The sequence below is a fragment of the Ornithinimicrobium kibberense genome, assembly GCF_006519705.1.
Lineage (GTDB): Bacteria > Actinomycetota > Actinomycetes > Actinomycetales > Dermatophilaceae > Ornithinicoccus > Ornithinicoccus kibberensis.
In genome coordinates, this window is the sequence record NZ_VFXM01000014.1 from 37,081 (window position 1) to 57,026 (window position 19,946).

Sequence of the window (19,946 nt, forward strand, 5' to 3'; positions counted from 1 at the left end):
TCATGGCCGACTCGTCCTTCGACATCGTCAGCAAGGTCGACCACCAGGAGGTCGCCAACGCCGTCAACCAGGCGGCCAAGGAGATCAGCCAGCGGTACGACTTCAAGAACGTCGGGGCCAGGGTGGAGCTGTCCGGCGAGACCATCACGATGGCGGCGAACAGCGAGGAGCGCTGCAAGGCCGTGCTCGACGTGCTGCAGACCAAGCTGGTCAAGCGCGGCGTCTCGCTCAAGCACCTCGAGTACAGCGACGACGGCGAGCCGCGGGCCTCGGGCAAGGAGTACCGTCTGGAGGCGGCCCTGACGTCGGGCATCTCCAGCGAGAACGCCAAGAAGATCGCCAAGATCATCCGCGACGAGGGACCCAAGGGGGTCAAGCCGACGATCCAGGGGGACGAGCTGAGGGTGACGTCCAAGTCCCGCGACGACCTCCAGGAGGTCCAGCGCCTGCTCAAGGGCAAGGACCTGGACGTGGCGCTGCAGTTCACCAACTACCGCTGACCACGGGGTCGGCCCCCGCCGTGTGGCGGTGGAGGGGTGACCTTGGTCACGGCGGGGCCGAGCCTCTTTCGCCGCCTCCCGGGGAGAGATAGGGTGGTAATGACAAAAAGAAGGTGATCGCGATGACTGCGGTCCTCGCACCGGGAACCATTCCCGCATACCCCCTCCACCTCATCGCCGGCCCCAGTCCGGACCGGCCCTCCCGTGGACTGTGGCTGGTCAAGTGGGTGCTGGTCGTCCCGCACGCGATCGTGCTCGCCGTGCTGTGGGCGGCCTTCGTGGTCCTCACGGTCGTCGCGTTCTTCGCGATCCTGTTCACGGGGCGGTATCCGCGCGCGATCTTCGACTTCAACGTCGGCGTCCTCCGGTGGAGCTGGCGGGTGGCCTACTACTCCTACGGCGCCCTCGCGACCGACCGCTACCCGCCGTTCACCCTGCAGGACGTCCCGGACTACCCGGCCCACCTCGAGGTCGACCCGCCCGGGCAGCTCTCGCGGGGCCTCGTCCTCGTCAAGTGGTGGCTGCTGGCGATCCCGCACTACCTGATCGTCGGGCTGCTGACGACCAACGGCATCCGGTTCGTCGACGACGGCCGCGTGGACGGCCTGGCCTGGGAGACCGCGGAGGGCACCCGGTGGGCCTGGGAGAGTGGCGGCCTGATCGCCCTCCTGGCCGTGGTGGCCGGGTTCTTCCTGCTCTTCACCGGCCGCTACCCCCAGGGCCTCTACGACCTGCTCCTCGGCCTGAACCGCTGGGTGCTGCGGGTGGCCGCCTACGCCGGCCTGATGACCGACACCTACCCGCCGTTCCGGCTGGACCAGGGTGGCCGCGGCGACCTCCAGGACACCCTGAGGCCGACCACAGGCGCCGTCGCCCCGCAGGACCAGCCCCTCCCGGCCCGGCGCCCGGGCACCGGCAGGTCGCACGCCTGGACCGCCGGCCGCACCGTCGCCGTGGTCGCCGGGGCCCTGGCCCTGCTGCTGGGCCTCGGGCTGGTCGTCGGCGGCGCCGGCGTCGCCGCGCTGCGCCACGACGGCTGGGTGACCAGCCCCACGCTGCGGGTGCAGACGGACGGGTATGCCGTGGCCACCGAGCCGCTCGAGCTGCGCGGCCTCGGCCTGGACGAGGGGCTCGGCGAGGTCCGGGTCCGTGCCCAGGACGCCGACGGCGGCGAGGTGTTCGTGGGTGTCGCCCGGGCCGACGACGCGGCGTCCTACCTCGCCGGGGTCGAGCACACCGTGCAGACCGGCCCGCTCACGGCCGACGTACGCGAGGTCGCCGGCGTCGCCCCCCGCACCGACCCCTACGGGCACGACGTCTGGGTCGCCAGCGCCGAGGGCCCCGGCCTGCAGTCGGTCGAGCTGCCGGCGACCTCCGGCCGCTGGGTCGCCGTCGTCATGCCGGCCGACGGCGCCCGGGGTCTGGAGGCCCGGATCGACGTGGCCGCGACCATGCCCTGGGCCCGGCCCCTCGGCGGGACGCTGCTGGCCCTGGGGGTGGTCCTCCTCATCGGGGGTGGCGCGGCGATCGCCCTCGCGGTGCGGGCGGCCGAGGCGGGCGGCCGGGAGTGACCTAGGATCGGCGACCATGTCGACGGCGACGCCACTGGGCGCGGATCCGCCTGAGCAGGCCCCCACCCGCGCGGAGCGGATGGGGCGCCTGCCCTACACCCGCGAGCACACCCGCACCCTGCTGGGTGCGGGCACCGGCTGGGCGCTGGACGCCATGGACGTGGGGCTCATCTCCTTCGTCGGCCTGGCGATCGCCACGTCCTGGGACCTGACGCGCACCGAGCAGTCCTGGCTGCTGTCCATCGGGTTCGTCGGCATGGCGATCGGGGCCACCTTCGGCGGGATGCTCGCGGACCGCTACGGGCGCCGCACCGTGTTCGCCCTCACCCTGCTCGTCTACGGCGTGGCCACCGGGGCCTCCGCCCTGGCGACCGGCCTGGCGGTGCTCCTCCTGCTGCGCTTCCTCGTCGGGCTCGGCCTGGGGGCGGAGCTGCCCGTGGCCTCCACGCTGGTGAGCGAGCTCTCGCCCACGCGCATCCGCGGCCGGATGGTCGTGGCCCTGGAGTCGTTCTGGGCCGTCGGCTGGCTGCTGGCCGCGCTCGTCGGCTTCTTCGTCGTGCCACGGTTCGAGGACGGCTGGCGCTACGCGTTCGCCATCGGGCTGGTCCCCGCCCTGTGGGCGGTCGTGATCCGGTGGGGCCTGCCGGAGTCCCCGCTGTTCCTCGAGCGGCGCGGCCGTGCCCAGGAGGCCGAGGCGGTCGTGCGCCGGTTCGAGGACTCCGCCGGGGTCGAGCCGCCCGCCCGCAGCCGCCCGCTGCCCCCGGTCCCCCCGAAGACGCCCGGGCAGCTGTGGTCGCCGACCTACCGGCGGCGGACGCTGGGCATCTGGCTGGTCTGGTTCTGCGTCAACTTCTCCTACTACGGAGCCTTCATCTGGCTGCCCAGCCTGCTCTACGCCCAGGGCTACGACCTGGTGCGCTCCTTCGGCTACACGCTCGTCATCACGCTGGCCCAGCTGCCCGGCTACGCCCTGGCGGCCGTCCTGGTCGAGGTGTGGGGGCGCCGCGTCACGCTGGCCTCCTTCCTCGTCGGGTCCGCGGTCTCCGCCGGTCTGTTCGGCCTTGCTGACGGCACCACCCAGGTCCTGGCCGCCGGCATGGCGCTGTCCTTCTTCAACCTGGGGGCCTGGGGGGCGTTGTATGCCGTCACCCCGGAGATCTACCCCACCTCGGTCCGCGGGTCGGGCGCGGGCGCCGCGGCCGGCTTCGGCCGGATCGCCTCCATCGTGGCACCGCTGTCGGTCCCCGCCCTGCTCGTCCTGTGGGGCAACGCCGGACTCTTCGCCCTGTTCGGGGGCACCTTCCTCGTCGGGGCCGTCGCGGCATACCTGCTCCTGCCCGAGCGGGCGGGGGAGAGCCTCGACGCGACCTGACCCGGTCTTTGCATACTTATTCTTGACACTGCATACTTTCCCCACAGGTCCGTCGGCGCCGCCGGACCGCGCGCCCTGCCGACCCGTACCCCGGTCCACCACCGGCCCCACCCCTAGGATGACGACCATGACGCAGCTGTCGACCAACCAGGACTTCATCGACCTCGAGAACAAGGTCGCCGCCCACAACTACAGCCCGCTGCCCGTCGTCGTCGAGCACGCCGAGGGGATCTGGGTCACGGACGTGGAGGGCCGCCGCTACCTCGACGCGCTGTCCGGCTACTCGGCGCTGAACTTCGGCCACCGTCACCCCGCGCTGGTGCAGGCCGCCAAGGACCAGCTCGACCGCTCCACCCTGACCAGCCGCGCCTTCCACAACGACCAGCTGGGCCCGTTCTGCGCCGCGCTGTCCGAGCTCGTGGGCAAGGACATGATCCTGCCGATGAACACCGGGGCCGAGGCCGTGGAGACCGCGCTGAAGATCGCCCGGAAGTGGGGCTACCTCGTCAAGGGGGTGGAGGCGGACAGGGCCGAGATCATCGTCATGGACGGCAACTTCCACGGCCGCACGACCACGATCATCTCCTTCTCCGACGACCCGGAGGCGCGGGACCACTACGGCCCCTACACCCAGGGCTTCGTCTCGGTGCCCTACGGCGACCTGGCCGCGGTGGAGGCCGCGATCCACGACAACACCGTCGCGGTGCTCGTGGAGCCGATCCAGGGCGAGCAGGGCGTGAAGATCCCCAAGGAGGGGTTCCTGCCCGGTCTGCGCGAGCTGTGCACCGACCGCAACGTGCTGATGGTCGCCGACGAGATCCAGGCCGGCCTGGGCCGGGTGGGCACCACCCTGGCCTGCCAGTACGAGGGCGTCGAGGCCGACGTCTACACCCTGGGCAAGGCGCTCGGCGGCGGCATCGTGCCGGTGTCGGCGGTCGCCGCGGACGCCGACGTCATGGGGGTCATCACGCCGGGCACCCACGGCTCCACCTTCGGCGGCAACCCGCTCGCGGCGGCGGTCGGCAAGGCCGTCTGCGACCTGCTCGCCTCGGGTGAGCACCAGGAGAACGCCCGCGCCCTGGAGGGCCAGTTCCGCCAGGCCCTGGAGGCGCTCGTCGGGCAGGGCGTCGAGGAGGTGCGGGTGCGCGGCCTGTGGGCCGGGGTCGACATCGACCCCGGGCTGCTGTCCGGCAAGGAGGCCTGCAAGGCGCTCGCGGTCAAGGGCGTGCTGGCCAAGGACACGCACGGCTCGACGATCCGGCTGGCCCCGCCGCTGACGATCACCGCAGAGGAGCTGAAGATCGTCACCGACGCGCTGGCCGAGGTGGTCGCCGAGGCCCGCCAGGGCTGAGACGCGCCAGGCCGCACCGACCCGTCGGGTTCACCTGAACCCGTCAGGTCCGTGCGGCCGGACGTCCCGGCGGTCAGGCCGGGGTGGTGCCCGGGGTCCAGCGGGCCGGGTCCTGCGACAGCATCGCCGAGCCCAGCCAGGCCTCGGGCACGCCCATGCCTTCGACGAGCCCCAGGGCGTGCGGCCGCAGCTCGCCGCACAGCGTGTTGATCTGGGCGGTGACCGCCTTGGCGCGGGCCGCCGACATCCGGTTGTGCGCCTGGAACCACCCGGAGTCGGCCTCGATGGAGGTCAACGCGTAGAGGGTGCACAGCCGCTCCAGCACGTCCCGGACCTCGCCGTCCTCGCACGCCTCGATGCCCTCGACGAAGGCCTCGAGGACGATCCGGTCCATGTGGGTGCGGGCCGCCATGAGCACGTGGTCCTGGGCGTCGTTGAACGCCGCGAAGGAGTCCTCGTCCTTGGCCCGGGACCGCAGCCGGTTGGCCAAAGTCTGCAGGACGTGCTTCTCCCGGTCGACGAACATCGCCAGGTGCCATCCCCGGTCCAGCAGGGTCTCGTCCTCGGACCGGCGGGCGGCGGCCGCGACGAGCCGGTTGACCAGCGGCCGGACCGCGGTGGCCTCGACGACCTGCCCACCGATCATCCGGGCGCCCGCCGCCACCATGCCGCGGGTGTCCAGGTCGCCCCACATCTCCTGGTAGCCCGTGAGCAGCCCCTTGGCCACCAGCTGCAGCAGGACCGTGTTGTCGCCCTCGAAGGTGGCGAAGACGTCCGCGTCGCCGCGCAGGACGGTCAGCCCGTTCTCGGCCATGTACCCCGCCCCGCCGCACGCCTCCCGGCACACCTGGATCGTGTCGTTGGCGAAGCGGGTGACGACGGCCTTCAGCCCGGCGGCCCGGGTCTCCAGCTCGCGCTGGGCGACCTGGTCCTTCTCGGAGGCCTCGTGCAGCTCCTGGAGCCGGTCGACGCACTCGTTCAGCGCGAAGGTGTGCGCGTAGGTGGTGGCGATCGCCGGCAGCAGCTTGCGCTGGTGGGCCCGGTAGTCCATGAGGAGGACCTCGTCGTCGCGGCCGGGCGCGTCGAACTGCCGTCGTCGCAGGGCGTAGCGGGTGGCGATCGACAGGGCCTTGCGCGAGGCGACCCCGGCGCCGACGCCGACGCAGATGCGTCCCCGGACCAGGGTGCCGAGCATCGTGAAGAACCGCTTGCTGTCCCCCTCGATGTCGGAGACGTAGCGCCCCTCGTCGTCGATGCCGCCGTAGCGGTCCAGCAGCATCCGGCGGGGCACCCGCACATGGTCGAAGGTCATCGTCCCGTTGTCGACGCCGAGCAGCCCGCCCTTGTGGCCGTTGTCGCCGAGGGTGACCCCCGGCATCGGGCGACCCTGCTCGTCCCGGACCGGCACCAGCACGACGTGGACGCCGTGCGAGACGCCGTCCACGACCAGCTGGCCGTAGACGGCCGCCATCCGGGCGTCCCGGGCGGCGGCGCCGATGTAGGTCTTGGTCGCCGAGGGGGTGGGGGAGTGCACGACCAGCTCGTCGGTCCGCGGGTCGTGGGTGATCGTCGTCTCCAGGGAGGCCACGTCCGACCCGTGCCCGAACTCGGTCATCGCGTAGGAGCCGATCTGCTCCATCGAGATGACCGGCGGCAGGAACTCCTCGTGGTGGCGGTCGGTGCCCAGGGAGGTGACCGCCCCGCCGTAGAGCCCGAAGTGCACGCCGGACTTGACGGTGACCGACAGGTCGCCGTGGGCGGTCATCTCGAAGTCGACGCAGGAGCGGCCGACGTCGTCCAGCCCGCCGACCGAGGTCGGGAAGCCGGTGCCGCCCAGGCCCAGCTCCAGCAGCGAGCGCACGGTCTGCACCGTCCAGTCGCGGGCCTCCTCCATCGACAGGGCGGGGTCGCGGACCATGAGGTCGGCCGGCAGGGTGCTGCGCATCAGCTCCCGGACGGGGCCGTAGCGGCCGGCCGTGGCCCGGCGCAGCCCCTCGCCGAGCGGGGTCAGCTCCTCGGTGGTGCGCACGGTGGTCGCGCCCTCGCCGGCCGCGGCCGTCATCGGCACCTCGGGTGCGGCCGGGTCGGAGGGCGGCGCGGGGGCCTGGGGGGAGCTGGTCGCCTGGGTGGTCTCGGTCATCGTGGTCCTCCGGTATGACGTGGAGCTGGTCACGGGTGGGTGTCGGTCAGGGCGGGGCGGAGCAGGGCCACGACCGCCCGGGCGAGGGTCTCGGCGTCCTGGGCGTCCTCCACCGGACGGGTCAGCCGGTGCTCGGAGGCCGAGCGCACCATCCCGACCACCATGTGCCCCCAGAGCGGGGCCAGCGTGGCGGCGTCGGGGTGGCCGACCGTCTCGAGGTGCTCCCGCAGGATGGCGCCCAGCTGCTCGGCGATGCGGTCGGTGAGCTGGTGGACCGGGTCGGCCGGGTCGACCTCGGTGGTCTCCAGCGGACGGGTCATGACGAAGCGGTAGATCTCGGGGTCCTGCTCGACCAGACGCAGGTAGGACCGGACCATGGCCGCGATCCGTTCGACGACGTCGTCACCGGTCGCCCGGGCCTGGGCCAGGTCGGCCAGGATCCGGCCGTCCACCGCCTCCACGACGGCCCGGTAGAGCCCGGCCCGGTCGCCCAGGTGCCGGTAGAGCACGGTCTTGCTCGTGCCCGCCTCGGTGGCGATCTCGTCCATCCCCACGCCGGCCCCGTGCGCCCGCACGGCCCGCAGGGCGGCCTCGACGAGCTGGCGGCGGCGTTCGGTGCGGTGGGCCTCCCAGCGCACGTCGCGTCCGTCCCGCACCCCGCGGACGGGGGCGCGGCGAGGGCGGCCGACGGTGGTCATGGGGTTCACAGTACCGTGTACCGGCCGTATCGGCTACAGTCGGTACCGGATACCTGTTCCGCCCATGTCGTGCCGGCCCGGTGCCGGCCCGTCCCGAGGAGAGTCGATGCCCGACCAGCCCACCCCGCGAGACGCCGTCGTCGTCGGCGGCAACCGCATCCCGTTCGGCAGGGCCAACGGGGCTTACGCCACCGCGTCCAACCAGGCCATGCTCACCGCGGCCCTCGACGGGCTCGTCGCCCGCTTCGGGCTGGCCGGCGAGCGGATGGGGGAGGTCGCCTCCGGTGCCGTGCTGAAGCACGCGCGCGACTTCAACCTCACCCGCGAGGCCGTGCTCGGCTCGGCCCTGGACCCCACCACCCCGGCCTACGACCTGCAGCAGGCCTGCGGCACCGGCCTGGAGACCGTCATCCAGGTGGCCAACAAGATCACCCTGGGCCAGATCGAGGCCGGCATCGCCGGCGGGGTCGACTCGGCCAGCGACGCCCCGATCGCCGTCGGCGAGGGCCTGCGCAAGGCGCTGCTCAAGGCCGGCGCGGCCAAGACCCCCCTGGACCGGGTCAAGGCGCTGGCCGGCATCCGGCCCGGCGACCTCGCCCCGGAGACCCCCCGCAACGCCGAGGTGCGCACGGGGCTGTCCATGGGCGAGCACCAGGCCCGCACGGCCAAGGAGTGGGGCATCACCCGGGAGGCGCAGGACGAGCTGGCCGCCGCGAGCCACCACAACCTGGCCGCCGCGTGGGACGCGGGCTTCTTCGACGACCTGGCCACCGGATTCCTGCGGCTCTCCCGCGACGAGGGCCTGCGGCCGGACACCTCCGTGGAGAAGCTGGCCACGCTCAGCCCGGTCTTCGGCAAGGGCGAGGGCGCGACCATGACGGCGGGCAACTCCACGCCCCTGTCCGACGGGGCCGCCACGGTCCTGCTGTCCAGCCGCGAGTGGGCCCAGGAGCGGCACCTGCCCGTCCTGGCCCGCTTCGTCGACGCCGAGGTCGCCGCGGTCGACTACGTCTCCGGCGACGAGGGTCTGCTCATGGCCCCGGCCTACGCCGTCCCCCGGCTGCTGGCCCGGCAGGGGATGAGCCTGCAGGACTTCGACCACTACGAGATCCACGAGGCGTTCGCCTCCACGGTCCTGGCCACCCTGGCCGCGTGGGAGAGCGAGGAGTTCGCCCGCGACCGGCTCGGTCTGGACGCCCCGCTGGGCTCGATCGACCGCTCCAGGCTCAACGTCCACGGGTCCTCGCTCGCCGCGGGGCACCCCTTCGCCGCCACCGGCGGCCGCATCGTGGCCACCCTGGCCAAGCTGCTCCACGAGAAGGGCCCGGGCTCGCGCGGGCTCGTCTCCATCTGTGCCGCCGGCGGCCAGGGCGTCGTCGCGATCCTGGAAGGGTGCTGACCATGGCCGACCTCGTGCAGCTGCTCACGTCCAACCCGCTCGCCCGTCAGCTGGGCGTCCCCCAGCCCACCCGGCTGCGCCGCGGGCGGGACCTGCCGACCGGCCCGGTCGTCCTCGGTGCCGCCGGCGGGGCGCCGACCCTCGTGCGCCGGACCCTGGACGTCCTGGGGGTGGCCGCCGACGACGCGCTGGTCGACACGCCGCAGACGCGGGTGACCGAGACGACCGACGAGGGCAGGACCCGGCAGGTGCCGGCGCCCTACCCCGGCACGGTCGGCGCGGTGCTCGTCGACGCGACCGCCGCGACCGCCATCGAGGACCTGGAGGCCCTGCGGGGGGTCCTGCGTCCCGCGCTCAGGGCCCTCGAGGCCTCCGGCCGGGTGGTCGTCGTGGGCGTCGAGCCGGAGACGGCCGGCGGTCCCGTGGCGGTCGCCGTCCAGCAGGCCCTCGAGGGCGTGGTCCGCAGCGTGGGCAAGGAGCTGCGCAAGGGCGCGACCGCCAACCTGGTGCGCGTCGACCTGCTCACCGACGCCCCCACCACCGCGACCGACCTGGCCTCGACCCTGTCCTTCCTCCTGGAGGGACGGTCGGCCTACGTCTCCGGGCAGGTGCTGCACGTCGGCCACGCCGACGAGGCACGCGTCCGCGAGATCACCTCCGAGCGGCCCTTCGAGGGCCAGGTGGTCGTGGTCACCGGCGCCGGCCGTGGCATCGGCGCGAGCATCGCCGAGACCTTCGCCCGGGACGGGGCCATGGTCGTGGCGGTCGACGTGCCGGCCGGCGGCGAGGGCCTGTCCCAGGTGGCCAACCGCATCGGCGGCACCGCCCTCCAGCTGGACATCACCGCCGCCGACGCCGGGCAGCGCATCGCCGGCCACGTGGCCCAGCGGTTCGGCGACGCCGCACGCATCCACACGATCGTGCACAACGCGGGCATCACCCGCGACCGCCTGCTGGTCAACACCGACGAGGAGCGGTGGGGCAGCGTGCTGGAGGTCAACCTCGCCGCCCAGGTCCGGATCAACGAGGTCCTCCTCGACCCCGACCTGCCCGGCGGGCTGGACGACGGCGGACGGATCGTCGGCGTCGCCTCCACCTCCGGCATCGCCGGCAACCGCGGCCAGGCCAACTACGCCGCCTCCAAGGCCGGCGTGATCGGGCTGGTCCGGGCGATGGGCGCGGACGAGCGGCTGGCCGCCCGTGGCATCACGGTCAACGCCGTCGCCCCCGGGTTCATCGAGACCGAGATGACGGCGAAGATCCCGGTGGCCACCCGGGAGATCGGCCGACGGATCAACTCCCTGCAGCAGGGCGGCCGGCCGGTCGACGTCGCCGAGACGATCGCCTGGTTCGCCCAGCCCGCCAGCGCGGCCGTGACCGGCCGGGTGCTGCGGGTCTGCGGCCAGTCGCAGCTGGGGGCATGATGACCGACGTCGACGTCCGTCTGCTCGACGGACCGCCCCGCATCCCCACGCTCCTGGCCCGGGCCGTGGTCACCAGCCGCGGCCGCAAGGGTGCCGACGGGGCCCTGCCGGGCCACCGGCTCGTCCTGCCCGGTGTCGAGCAGGACCTCGCCCGCCTGCGGGACTACTGCGAGGTCACCGGCGACGTCCTGGGCGACACCGTGCCGGCCACCTGGCTGCACGTGCTCACCTTCCCCCTCCAGGTGCAGCTGATGGCCGACCGGTCGTTCCCGTTCCCGATGGTCGGGATGGTGCACGTGGCCAACACCATGACGCTGCACCGGCCGGTGCGGGCCGCCGAGACCCTGGTGCTGTCCAGCTGGGCCGAGAACGTCCGGCCGCACCGCCGCGGCAGCACCGTCGACCTGTGCGGCGAGGTCCGCGTGGGCGACGAGGTGGTCTGGGAGGGCCGCAGCACCTACCTGGCCCGCACGTCCTCCCCCCAGGAGGCCACGTCCGTGGGCCAGGGGGGATCCGACGGAGGCGCCGCCCCGGAGGTGGCGGGCGCGGAGGCCGAGGACCGTGGGCTGCCGACCACCGAGATGGCCCGCTGGCGGTTGCCGGCCGGCCTGGGGCGCCGCTACGCCGCCGTCTCGGGCGACGCCAACCCGATCCACCTCACGGGGCTGACCGCCAAGGCGCTCGGCTTCCCGCGCGCGATCGCCCACGGCATGTGGACCCACGCCCGGGTCCTCGCCGCGGCCAGGTCGAGGGTCCCCGAGGTGGCCACCGTCGAGGTGCAGTTCGTCAAGCCCGTCCTGCTGCCCTCGACCGTCGTCCTGCGCGGTGAGCTCGAGGGCGACGGTGGCCGGTTCGCGGTCACCGACCGTGACGGGGGCAGGCTGCACCTGACCATGCAGGTCACCGCGGCTCCCGCGGCCACCGGCCGGGACGCCGAGCACGGCTGATCCGGGCCGGCGACCGTGCCGGGCGGTCGGGTTTTGGACTGCCCGGCACGGTCGTGTAAAGTTGCGGATCGCTGCCTGCGGGCCGGTTGGCCGGCAGGAACGACAGCCCGCCCCCATAGCTCAGTCGGCAGAGCGTCTCCATGGTAAGGAGAAGGTCAACGGTTCGATTCCGTTTGGGGGCTCTGGCAGGACGATCCGTCAGGATCGCCGCCCGAGGCGGGATAGCTCAGCTGGTTAGAGCGCACGACTCATAATCGTGAGGTCGCGGGATCGAGCCCCGCTCCCGCTACCACCCCGACAGCACCACCCCATCGTCTCGAGAGCAGGTTGCACCGTGGCCAAGAGCACCGACATCCGCCCCAAGATCACCTTGGCGTGCACCGAGTGCAAGGAGCGGAACTACATCACCAAGAAGAACCGGCGCAACAACCCCGACCGGCTCGAGATGGCGAAGTTCTGCCCCCGCTGCGGCAAGCACACCGCCCACCGCGAGACCCGCTGACGCTGCTGCGCCACACGAGGCCGTCACCCCAGGAGGGTGACGGCCTTCGTCGTCCCCGGGTATGACGTGCGCCGCCGGCGTCGACGTCGCACCGGGACCGCCGCACCCGCCCCGATAGGCTGACGCGCATGGCCCTCAACACCGACTTCGCCGGCCGGGAGTACCCGCCGGCCGGACCGTTCCCGGTCAGCCGCGAGGAGATCGCCGACTTCGCCGCCGCCGTCGGCGCCACCGCTGCGGCCCACCGCGACCCGGCGGTCGCGCAGGCGCTGGGGCACCGCGACGTCGTCGCCCCGCCGACCTTCGCCGTCCGGCTCGCGCAGCGGTGCGAGGCGCAGCTCGTCCAGGACCCCGAGGCCGGCATCGACTTCACCCGGGTCGTCCACGGCGAGGAGGGCTTCACCCACCACCGGCCGATCGTCGCCGGCGACGTCCTCACCGGCGTGCTGCACGTGGACCGCATGCGCGAGGCCGGTGGGCACGGCATGGTCTCCACCCGCGTCGAGCTGACCGACGACGGCGGTCGGCCGGTGACGACCGTCACCTCCACGATCGTCGTCCGGGGGGAGTCCTGATGAGCGAGCTGACCACCGACGCTGCCGCGCTGACCCGCACGGTCCCCGTCGACCGCGCCCGCCTCCTCGACTACGCCGCCGCCTCCGGGGACCAGAACCCGATCCACCAGGACACCGCCGCCGCCCGCGCGGCCGGGCTCGAGGACGTCATCGCGCACGGCATGTGGACGATGGGCGCCGCGCTCGACGTCGTCACCGCCTACGTCGGCGGCGACCCCGGCAGGGTGCTGTCCTGCTCCACGAAGTTCACCGGCATGGTCGTGGTGCCCGAGGACGCGACGGTCGAGATCCACGTCGAGGGAGCCGTGAAGAGGACCGACGAGGCCGCGGGCACCCAGACCCTCGAGCTGACCGTCACCAGCGGAGGACGGAAGGTCCTCGGCCGGTGCCAGGCCGTGGTCCGCGCATGACCGCTCCCCAGGGATCCGCCCCCGTGGACCCCGGCACCGCCGCCGGAGGGGGCGGCACGGCATACCCTTCCCTCGCCGACCTGACCACGATGCACGTCGGCGGGCCGCCGCGCCGGCTCGTCCCCGTCACCACCGAGACCGAGCTGGTCGAGGCGGTGCGGGAGGTCGACGCGGCGGGCGAGCCGCTGCTGGTCGTCGGCGGCGGGTCCAACCTGCTGGTGGCCGACGAGGGCTTCCCCGGGACGGTCGTCCACGTCCGCACGTCGGGGATCGAGGTGCCCCACGACAGCGCCTGCGGGGGAGTGACCGCCACGGTCGCCGCCGGCGAGGTCTGGGACGACGTGGTGGCGCACGCGGTCGAGCACGGGTGGTCAGGCATCGAGGCCCTCTCCGGCATCCCCGGTTCCACCGGGGCGACCCCCGTGCAGAACGTCGGTGCCTACGGCCAGGAGGTCGCGCAGACCATCGCCTCGGTCCGGGTGTGGGACCGCGTCGAGCAACGGGTCCGGACCCTCTTCGCCGCGGACCTGCAGTTCTCCTACCGGCACTCGGTCCTCAAGGAGTCGATGCTGGGGGAGGGCGCGCCCGGCGGTGCCGTCACGCCGCGCCACGTCGTCCTCTCGGTCACCTTCTCGTTGCGCCCGACCGAGCTGTCCCAGCCGGTTCGGTACGCCGCGCTCGCGGACGGCCTGGGGATCGCCCTGGGGGAGCGGGTCCCCCTGGCCGACGCCCGGACCGCCGTGCTCGAGCAGCGGCGGCGCCGCGGCATGGTGCTCGAGGCGGGCGACCACGACACCTGGTCCTGCGGGTCGTTCTTCACCAACCCGGTCCTCGGGCTCGACGAGATGGCCCGGCTGCGGGCACGGGCGGCCGCACGGCTCGGCCCCGACGCGCCCGCCCCGCCGGAGTTCCCCGGCGGCGACGAGGAGCACGTCAAGACCTCGGCGGCCTGGCTGATCGAGAGGGCCGGCTTCGGCAAGGGGTACGCCACCCGCGACGGGCGGGCGGCCGGGCTGTCGACCAAGCACACCCTGGCCCTGACCAACCGCGGCTCCGCGCGGGCCGAGGACGTGCTCCAGGTGGCGCGGGAGGTGCGCGACGGCGTCGACGAGGCGTTCGGCGTGCGCCTGGTCAACGAGCCGGTGCTGGTCGGTCTGCAGCTCTGAGGTCCGCCCCGTCCGCGGGGCCACCCACGGTGCTCCTCGGTGCCGTCAGCCCGTGACCGGCCTGTCGCCGAGCCACGCGTCGACCGCGCCGAGCAGCTCGGCCTTCACCGCCACGGGCGCCGACGACCCGCGGATGGACCCACGGGCCAGCTCGGCCAGCTGCTCGTCGGTCAGGCCGTGGTCCTGGCGGGCGCTGTCGTACTGCGCGACCAGGCGGTGGCCGAACAGGAGCGGGTCGTCCGCGCCGAGGGCGACCCGGGCCCCCGCCTCCAGCAATCCCCGCAGCGGCACGTCGGCCAGGGTCGGGTAGACGCCCAGCGCGACGTTGCTCGTCGGGCACACCTCGAGGGTGACCTGCTCCTGCACCACCCGGCGCAGGACCGCCGGGTCCTCGACCGCACGGACCCCGTGCCCCAGGCGGTCCGGCACCAGGTGCTCGAGGGCGACGTCCACGTGGTCGGCGCCGAGCAGCTCACCGGCGTGCGGCACGCTGGAGAGCCCGGCCCGGGCCGCGATCCGGAAGGCCGCGGCGAACTCGCTGGTCGTCCCCCGACGCTCGTCGTTGGACAGCCCGAACCCGACCACCGTCCCCGCACCCTCCCCGGCGTAGCGGGCCGCCAGCCGGGCCAGCGTCCGTGCCTCGAGCGGGTGGCGCATCCGGCTGGCGGCGACCACGACCGCGACCTGGGTGCCGGTCGTGGCGCTCGCGGCCCGGGCCTCGTCGAGGACGATCTCCAGGGCCGGCGTCAGGCCGCCGACGTACGGCGCGTAGGAGGTCGGGTCGACCTGGAGCTCCAGCCACCGCGAGCCCTCGGCCGCGTCGTCCTCGGCCGCCTCGCGGACGATCCGTCGCAGGTCGTCCTCGGTGCGGACGCAGGCCCGGGCGGAGTCGTACAGCCGCTGGAAGCGGAACCAGCCGCGCTCGTCCTGCCCCGAGAGCCGCGGGGGCCAGTCCGTGGTGAAGGCGTGCGGCAGCCGCATCCCGTGCCGCTGCGCCATCTCGCGCACGGTGGAGACCCTCATCGACCCGGTGAAGTGCAGGTGCAGGTGCGCCTTGGGCAGCTCCGCGACGGACCTCTCGACCATGAGCCATGTATACCTGCTCACCCCCTCGGGTGCCGCTGACCTGCGGATTGCATATCTATGCGCGACAACGCATACACTGTGGTGCATGTCCAAGGTCTTGACGAGCATCCCTGTCGGTGAACGTGTCGGGATCGCCTTCTCCGGCGGTCTGGACACCTCGGTGGCGGTCGCGTGGATGCGGGAGAAGGGCGCCGTGCCCTGCACCTACACGGCCCACATCGGCCAGTACGACGAGCCGGAGATCGACACCGTCCCGGCGCGAGCGCAGGAGTACGGCGCCGAGATCGCCCGCATGGTCGACTGCCGCCCCGAGCTGGTCGAGGAGGGCCTGGTCGCCCTCGCCTGCGGCGCCTTCCACATCCGCTCCGGCGGTCGGACCTACTTCAACACCACGCCGTTGGGCCGGGCCGTGACCGGCACGATGCTCATCCGGGCGATGAAGGAGGACGGCGTCAACATCTGGGGCGACGGCTCCACCTTCAAGGGCAACGACATCGAGCGGTTCTACCGCTACGGCCTCCTGGCCAACTCCCAGCTGCGCATCTACAAGCCGTGGCTGGACGAGGCCTTCGTGCACGAGCTGGGCGGCCGCGACGAGATGAGCCAGTGGCTCTCCGAGCGCGACCTGCCCTACCGGGCCAGCAAGGAGAAGGCCTACTCGACCGACGCCAACATCTGGGGCGCCACCCACGAGGCCAAGAAGCTGGAGCACCTCGACGTCGGGATCGAGCTGGTCGAGCCGATCATGGGCGTGCGCTTCTGGGACCCGGAGGTCCAGATCCCCACCGAGGACGTCACGATCGCCTTCAAGGACGGGCGTCCGGTCGCCATCGACGGCGACGACTTCGACGGGGACGCGGTCGCGCTCGTCATGAGGGCCAACGAGATCGGCGGCCGGCACGGGCTGGGGATGGCCGACCAGATCGAGAACCGCATCATCGAGGCCAAGTCCCGTGGGATCTACGAGGCGCCGGGGATGGCCCTGCTGCACATCGTCTACGAGCGGCTGGTCAACGCGGTCCACAACGAGGACACGATCGCGGCCTACCACGGCCAGGGCCGGAGGCTGGGCCGGCTCATGTACGAGGGCCGCTGGCTGGACCCGCAGGCGCTGATGATCCGCGAGTCCCTGCAGCGCTGGGTCGCCTCGGCGGTCACCGGCGAGGTCACCCTGCGGCTGCGGCGGGGGGAGGACTACTCGATCGTGAGCACCGACGGGCCGGCGTTCTCCTACCACCCGGACAAGCTCTCGATGGAGCGGGTCACCAACGCCGCCTTCGGGCCGACCGACCGGATCGGTCAGCTGACCCTGCGCAACCTGGACATCGCGGACTCGCGGGCGCGCCTGGAGCAGTACGTCGGGATGGGCCTGCTCGGCAGCGGCGGGGCGGCCGCGTCCGCGATGGGGCTGGCCACCACCTCGCTCGTCGGGGAGCTGACCCCCGGCGGCGCCGAGCGCATCGCCGGCGGCGTGGGGCCGACCGAGGACGAGGAGGAGGCCCTCGACTGGGCCGCGATGGAGTTCGGCACCGACTGACATCGCTTGAAACGACGAAAGTCGCCCGGAACGGGGGAAATTTCCCCTGCTCCGGGCGACTTTCGCTGCCTCGGGCCGTCCGGCCTCCGGTCGCCCGACCGGGTCAGCGGGCCTCGCCCAGCAGCGCCTGGATCCGGCCGACGCCCTCGGTGAGGTCGTCGTCGCCCAGGGCGTAGCTCAGCCGCAGGTAGCCGCTGGGTCCGAACGCCTCGCCGGGCACGACCGCGACCTCGACCTCGTCGAGGATGAGGGCGGCCAGCTCGGCGGAGGTCCGCGGCGTACGGCCACGGATCTCCTTGCCGAGCACGCCCTCGACCGAGGGGTAGGCGTAGAAGGCGCCCTGGGGCACGGGGCAGTGCACCCCCTCGATCTGGTTGAGCATGTCGACCATGAGACGTCGCCGGCGGTCGAAGGCCGTGCGCATCTCGTCGACGGCGTCCAGCGACCCCTCCAGCGCGGCGATCGCCGCCCGCTGGGAGACGTTGGCGACGTTGGAGGTGGCGTGGCTCTGCAGGTTGGTCGCCGCCTTGACGACATCCGTCGGGCCGATCATCCAGCCCACCCGCCAGCCGGTCATCGCGTAGGTCTTGGCCACCCCGTTGAGCACGACGCAGGTGTCCGCCAGCTCAGGCACGACGACCGGCATCGAGGGCGCCTGCGCCCCGTCGTAGAGGAGGTGCTCGTAGATCTCGTCGGTGACCACCCAGATGCCGTGCTCCAGGGCCCACCGGCCGATCGCCTCGACCTGCTCGGGCGGGTAGACCGCACCGGTGGGGTTGGACGGGGAGCAGAAGAGCAGCACCTTGGTGCGGTCGGTGCGGGCGGCCTCGAGCTGCTCGACGGTGACCAGGTATGCCGCGTCGGCCCCGGCGAAGACCTCCACCGGAACCCCGCCCGCGAGACGGATCGCCTCCGGGTAGGTGGTCCAGTAGGGGGTGGGCAGGACGACCTCGTCGCCCGGGTCGAGCAGGGTGGCGAAGGTGTTGTAGACCGCCTGCTTCCCGCCGTTGGTGACGAGCACGTTCGCCGGCTCCACGGCATACCCCGAGTCGCGCTGCGTCTTGGCCACGACAGCCTTCTTCAGGTCGGGCAGGCCGCCGGCGGGGGAGTAGCGGTGGTTGACCGGGTTGCGGGCCGCCTGGACCGCCGCCTCCACGACGTAGTCGGGGGTGGGGAAGTCGGGCTCGCCCGCGCCGAAACCGATGACCGGTCGGCCCTCGGCCTTGAGCGCCTTGGCCCGGGCGTCCACCGCCAGGGTGGCGGACTCGGCGATGGAGCCGATCCGGGCGGAGATGCGGGTCCTGGGGGTCTGGGTCTGCTCGCTCACCCGCCCATCTTTGCACCTGGGGAGGGGCTCACGTAGACTGCCTGTTCGGGTGTTCGCACCGTGCGCCAGCCTGCCACCCCGCGGCGGTCGGCGCAGCGCACCCGGTGAAGGGCATTAGCTCAATTGGTAGAGCACCGGTCTCCAAAACCGGCGGTTGGGGGTTCGAGTCCCTCATGCCCTGCGCGAGCGGTCGGGTCCGAGGTCCGGACGCCGGCCGCGCATCATCTACAGCACGAGGAGAGGCGATCCGTGGCGAACCCGGCCCACGACACCGAGGGTGTCGCGCGTGGCGGCCCGACCGGCACCGGTCAGCCTGCCCGCCCGTCGTCCTTCGTCGAGCAGGTTCTGGCCGAGCTGCGCAAGGTCGTCCAGCCGACGCGGCAGGAGCTGATCACCTACACCATCGTGGTGCTCGTCTTCGTCGCGGCGGTCATGGGCTACGTGTTCGGCCTGGACCAGATCTTCCGCTGGCTGATGGGCGTCGTGTTCGCCTCCTGACCAGCAGCACCCGAGCACCCGCGCCGCGACCGTGGTCGCGACGACGACACCGTATGAGGAAGTAGGGCATGGCCGAGCAGACCCCCGAGACCGACGTCCGCCTGGGCGCCGGCGACCCCTCCGTCGACGAGGGCAGCGCCGAGCAGTCCGTGCAGGAGGCCGACCTGGCGGCGGCCGAGCGCTTCGACGACGCCGAGGACGACCCCCAGACCGCCGAGGAGGACCCGCAGACCGTCGAGGACGAGGACGCCGCCGACGACGCGGAGGTCGCCGACGACGAACCGGCCGACCCGCTGGAGGAGTTCAAGTCCGTCCTGCGGGGCAAGTTCGGCGACTGGTACGTCGTGCACTCCTACGCCGGTTACGAGAACCGGGTCAAGCACAACCTCGAGACCCGGATCACCAGCCTCAACATGGAGGACTACATCTTCGAGGTGGAGGTCCCCATGGAGGAGGTCACCGAGATCAAGAACGGCCAGCGCAAGCAGGTGCGCCGCGTGCGGATGCCCGGCTACGTGCTGGTCCGGATGGACCTCACCGACGAGTCCTGGGGCGCCGTGCGGCACACGCCGGGCGTCACCGGCTTCGTCGGCAACGCCCACCAGCCGGTGCCGCTGAGCATCGACGAGGTCGTCTCCATGCTGGCGCCCACCTTCGAGGCCCCCGCAGCCGCCGGGACCGCCGGCGCCTCCGGCGCAGCCGCCTCCGGCGCCGCTGCGGGCGGTGCCGCGACCGGCACCCCGGTGGACTTCGAGGTCGGCGAGTCCGTCACCGTCATGGAAGGGCCCTTCGAGACCCTGCCGGCGACGATCTCCGAGATCATCCCCGAGAGCAACAAGCTCAAGGTGCTCGTGTCCATCTTCGGCCGCGAGACCCCGGTCGAGCTGTCCTTCAACCAGGTCGCCAAGCTCTAGCCGCTGCGACCTCCGCCCGACGCCGACCGGCGCCGGGCATGCAACCGGGTCATCGCCCACGGCGTCGGCCCACGACCCCCAAGGAGAGGCACATGCCCCCCAAGAAGAAGGTCTCCGGCTTCATCAAGCTGCAGATCCAGGCCGGTGCGGCCACCCCCGCGCCCCCCGTCGGCCCCGCGCTGGGCCAGCACGGTGTCAACATCATGGAGTTCGTCAAGGCGTACAACGCCGCGACGGAGTCCCAGCGCGGCAACGTCATCCCGGTCGAGATCACGGTGTACGAGGACCGCTCGTTCACCTTCGTGACCAAGACCCCGCCGGCCGCCGAGCTGATCAAGAAGGCCGCCGGTGTGCCCAAGGGCTCCGGCGAGCCGCACAAGACCAAGGTCGCCAGCATCTCGGACGCCCAGCTGACCGAGATCGCCGAGATGAAGATGCAGGACCTCAACGCCACCGACATCGAGATGGCCAAGAGGATCATCGCCGGCACCGCCCGGTCGATGGGCGTCACCGTCCAGTGACCGACCTT

19 protein-coding genes and 3 tRNA genes are annotated in these 19,946 nt (G+C 72.8%); 18 read left to right on the forward strand and 4 right to left on the reverse strand.

Annotated features, from left to right (window positions below):
• The first annotated feature begins 2 nt into the window (after positions 1-2).
• The 4 genes from FJR00_RS12520 to rocD all read left to right on the forward strand — a co-directional run bounded on the left by FJR00_RS12520 (position 3) and on the right by rocD (position 4,794).
• Positions 3-500: a YajQ family cyclic di-GMP-binding protein gene (locus tag FJR00_RS12520; RefSeq protein WP_141339036.1), complete on the forward strand. Its 498-nt coding sequence runs from the start codon at positions 3-5 to the stop codon at positions 498-500.
• Between the two features lie 122 nt (positions 501-622).
• Positions 623-2,071, forward strand: a complete 1,449-nt coding sequence (locus FJR00_RS16605) for a DUF4389 domain-containing protein (protein WP_141339037.1) — start codon at positions 623-625, stop codon at positions 2,069-2,071.
• Between the two features lie 16 nt (positions 2,072-2,087).
• The gene (locus FJR00_RS12530) at positions 2,088-3,443 is read left to right on the forward strand and encodes an MFS transporter (protein ID WP_141339038.1); all 1,356 of its coding nucleotides are present in this window, start codon (positions 2,088-2,090) and stop codon (positions 3,441-3,443) included.
• Positions 3,444-3,570: 127 nt separating this feature from the next.
• On the forward strand, positions 3,571-4,794 hold the full coding sequence (gene rocD / locus FJR00_RS12535) for an ornithine--oxo-acid transaminase (protein WP_141339039.1): 1,224 nt from the start codon (positions 3,571-3,573) through the stop codon (positions 4,792-4,794).
• Between the two features lie 73 nt (positions 4,795-4,867).
• Here the strand turns inward: rocD and FJR00_RS12540 are convergent, their stop codons facing one another.
• Together FJR00_RS12540 and FJR00_RS16015 are read right to left on the reverse strand one after the other, a co-directional pair.
• Positions 4,868-6,934 (reverse strand): acyl-CoA dehydrogenase family protein, encoded by a 2,067-nt coding sequence (locus FJR00_RS12540; protein WP_238330479.1) that lies wholly within the window; start codon positions 6,932-6,934, stop codon positions 4,868-4,870.
• A gap of 29 nt (positions 6,935-6,963) precedes the next feature.
• Entirely contained in the window at positions 6,964-7,632 is a 669-nt protein-coding gene (locus tag FJR00_RS16015; RefSeq protein ID WP_202876666.1) for a TetR/AcrR family transcriptional regulator, read from the reverse strand.
• 106 nt (positions 7,633-7,738) lie between these two features.
• Between FJR00_RS16015 and FJR00_RS12550 the strand changes: the two genes are divergently transcribed.
• The 9 genes from FJR00_RS12550 (at position 7,739) to FJR00_RS12590 (ending at position 14,055) form a co-directional block, all read left to right on the forward strand.
• The gene (locus FJR00_RS12550; RefSeq protein WP_141339040.1) at positions 7,739-9,031 is read left to right on the forward strand and encodes an acetyl-CoA C-acetyltransferase; all 1,293 of its coding nucleotides are present in this window, start codon (positions 7,739-7,741) and stop codon (positions 9,029-9,031) included.
• Positions 9,032-9,033: 2 nt separating this feature from the next.
• Positions 9,034-10,455, forward strand: coding sequence for a 3-oxoacyl-ACP reductase (locus FJR00_RS12555; RefSeq protein WP_141339041.1), 1,422 nt, complete (start codon positions 9,034-9,036; stop codon positions 10,453-10,455).
• Positions 10,452-11,402: a MaoC/PaaZ C-terminal domain-containing protein gene (locus FJR00_RS12560; RefSeq protein ID WP_202876667.1), complete on the forward strand. Its 951-nt coding sequence runs from the start codon at positions 10,452-10,454 to the stop codon at positions 11,400-11,402. Before FJR00_RS12555 ends, FJR00_RS12560 begins: the two co-directional genes overlap by 4 nt.
• A 109-nt stretch (positions 11,403-11,511) precedes the next feature.
• A tRNA-Thr gene (locus FJR00_RS12565) sits at positions 11,512-11,584 on the forward strand.
• Between the two features lie 33 nt (positions 11,585-11,617).
• Positions 11,618-11,694: transfer RNA gene (locus FJR00_RS12570), tRNA-Met, on the forward strand.
• A 42-nt stretch (positions 11,695-11,736) separates the two neighbouring features.
• Positions 11,737-11,904 (forward strand): 50S ribosomal protein L33, encoded by a 168-nt coding sequence (gene rpmG, locus FJR00_RS12575; protein WP_075956919.1) that lies wholly within the window; start codon positions 11,737-11,739, stop codon positions 11,902-11,904.
• A gap of 128 nt (positions 11,905-12,032) precedes the next feature.
• Positions 12,033-12,479 carry an FAS1-like dehydratase domain-containing protein gene (locus tag FJR00_RS12580; RefSeq protein ID WP_141339042.1) on the forward strand — a complete coding sequence of 149 codons (447 nt, stop codon included), beginning with the start codon at positions 12,033-12,035 and terminating at the stop codon, positions 12,477-12,479.
• Positions 12,479-12,889 carry a MaoC/PaaZ C-terminal domain-containing protein gene (locus FJR00_RS12585; protein ID WP_075956918.1) on the forward strand — a complete coding sequence of 137 codons (411 nt, stop codon included), beginning with the start codon at positions 12,479-12,481 and terminating at the stop codon, positions 12,887-12,889. Before FJR00_RS12580 ends, FJR00_RS12585 begins: the two co-directional genes overlap by 1 nt.
• Before the next feature lie 89 nt (positions 12,890-12,978).
• Entirely contained in the window at positions 12,979-14,055 is a 1,077-nt protein-coding gene (locus tag FJR00_RS12590) for a UDP-N-acetylmuramate dehydrogenase (RefSeq protein WP_238330482.1), read from the forward strand.
• Between the two features lie 45 nt (positions 14,056-14,100).
• Here the strand turns inward: FJR00_RS12590 and FJR00_RS12595 are convergent, their stop codons facing one another.
• Entirely contained in the window at positions 14,101-15,141 is a 1,041-nt protein-coding gene (locus FJR00_RS12595; protein WP_141339044.1) for an adenosine deaminase, read from the reverse strand.
• 85 nt (positions 15,142-15,226) lie between these two features.
• Here FJR00_RS12595 and argG point away from each other — a divergent pair, with 85 nt between their 5' ends.
• Positions 15,227-16,678, forward strand: coding sequence for an argininosuccinate synthase (gene argG / locus FJR00_RS12600; protein WP_141339045.1), 1,452 nt, complete (start codon positions 15,227-15,229; stop codon positions 16,676-16,678).
• Positions 16,679-16,781: 103 nt separating this feature from the next.
• On the opposite strand, the gene FJR00_RS12605 is transcribed toward argG, so the two are convergent.
• Entirely contained in the window at positions 16,782-18,005 is a 1,224-nt protein-coding gene (locus FJR00_RS12605; protein ID WP_075956915.1) for a pyridoxal phosphate-dependent aminotransferase, read from the reverse strand.
• 108 nt (positions 18,006-18,113) lie between these two features.
• On the opposite strand from FJR00_RS12605, the gene FJR00_RS12610 reads away from it, so the two are divergent.
• The 4 genes from FJR00_RS12610 to rplK all read left to right on the forward strand — a co-directional run bounded on the left by FJR00_RS12610 (position 18,114) and on the right by rplK (position 19,938).
• Positions 18,114-18,186, forward strand: a tRNA-Trp gene (locus FJR00_RS12610).
• Positions 18,187-18,254: 68 nt separating this feature from the next.
• On the forward strand, positions 18,255-18,503 hold the full coding sequence (gene secE, locus FJR00_RS12615; RefSeq protein WP_075956914.1) for a preprotein translocase subunit SecE: 249 nt from the start codon (positions 18,255-18,257) through the stop codon (positions 18,501-18,503).
• Between the two features lie 68 nt (positions 18,504-18,571).
• Entirely contained in the window at positions 18,572-19,417 is an 846-nt protein-coding gene (gene nusG / locus FJR00_RS12620) for a transcription termination/antitermination protein NusG (RefSeq protein ID WP_141339046.1), read from the forward strand.
• A gap of 92 nt (positions 19,418-19,509) precedes the next feature.
• A complete protein-coding gene (gene rplK / locus FJR00_RS12625; RefSeq protein WP_075956912.1) occupies positions 19,510-19,938 on the forward strand; it encodes a 50S ribosomal protein L11 in 429 nt (142 codons plus the stop codon).
• Positions 19,939-19,946 lie beyond the last annotated feature (8 nt).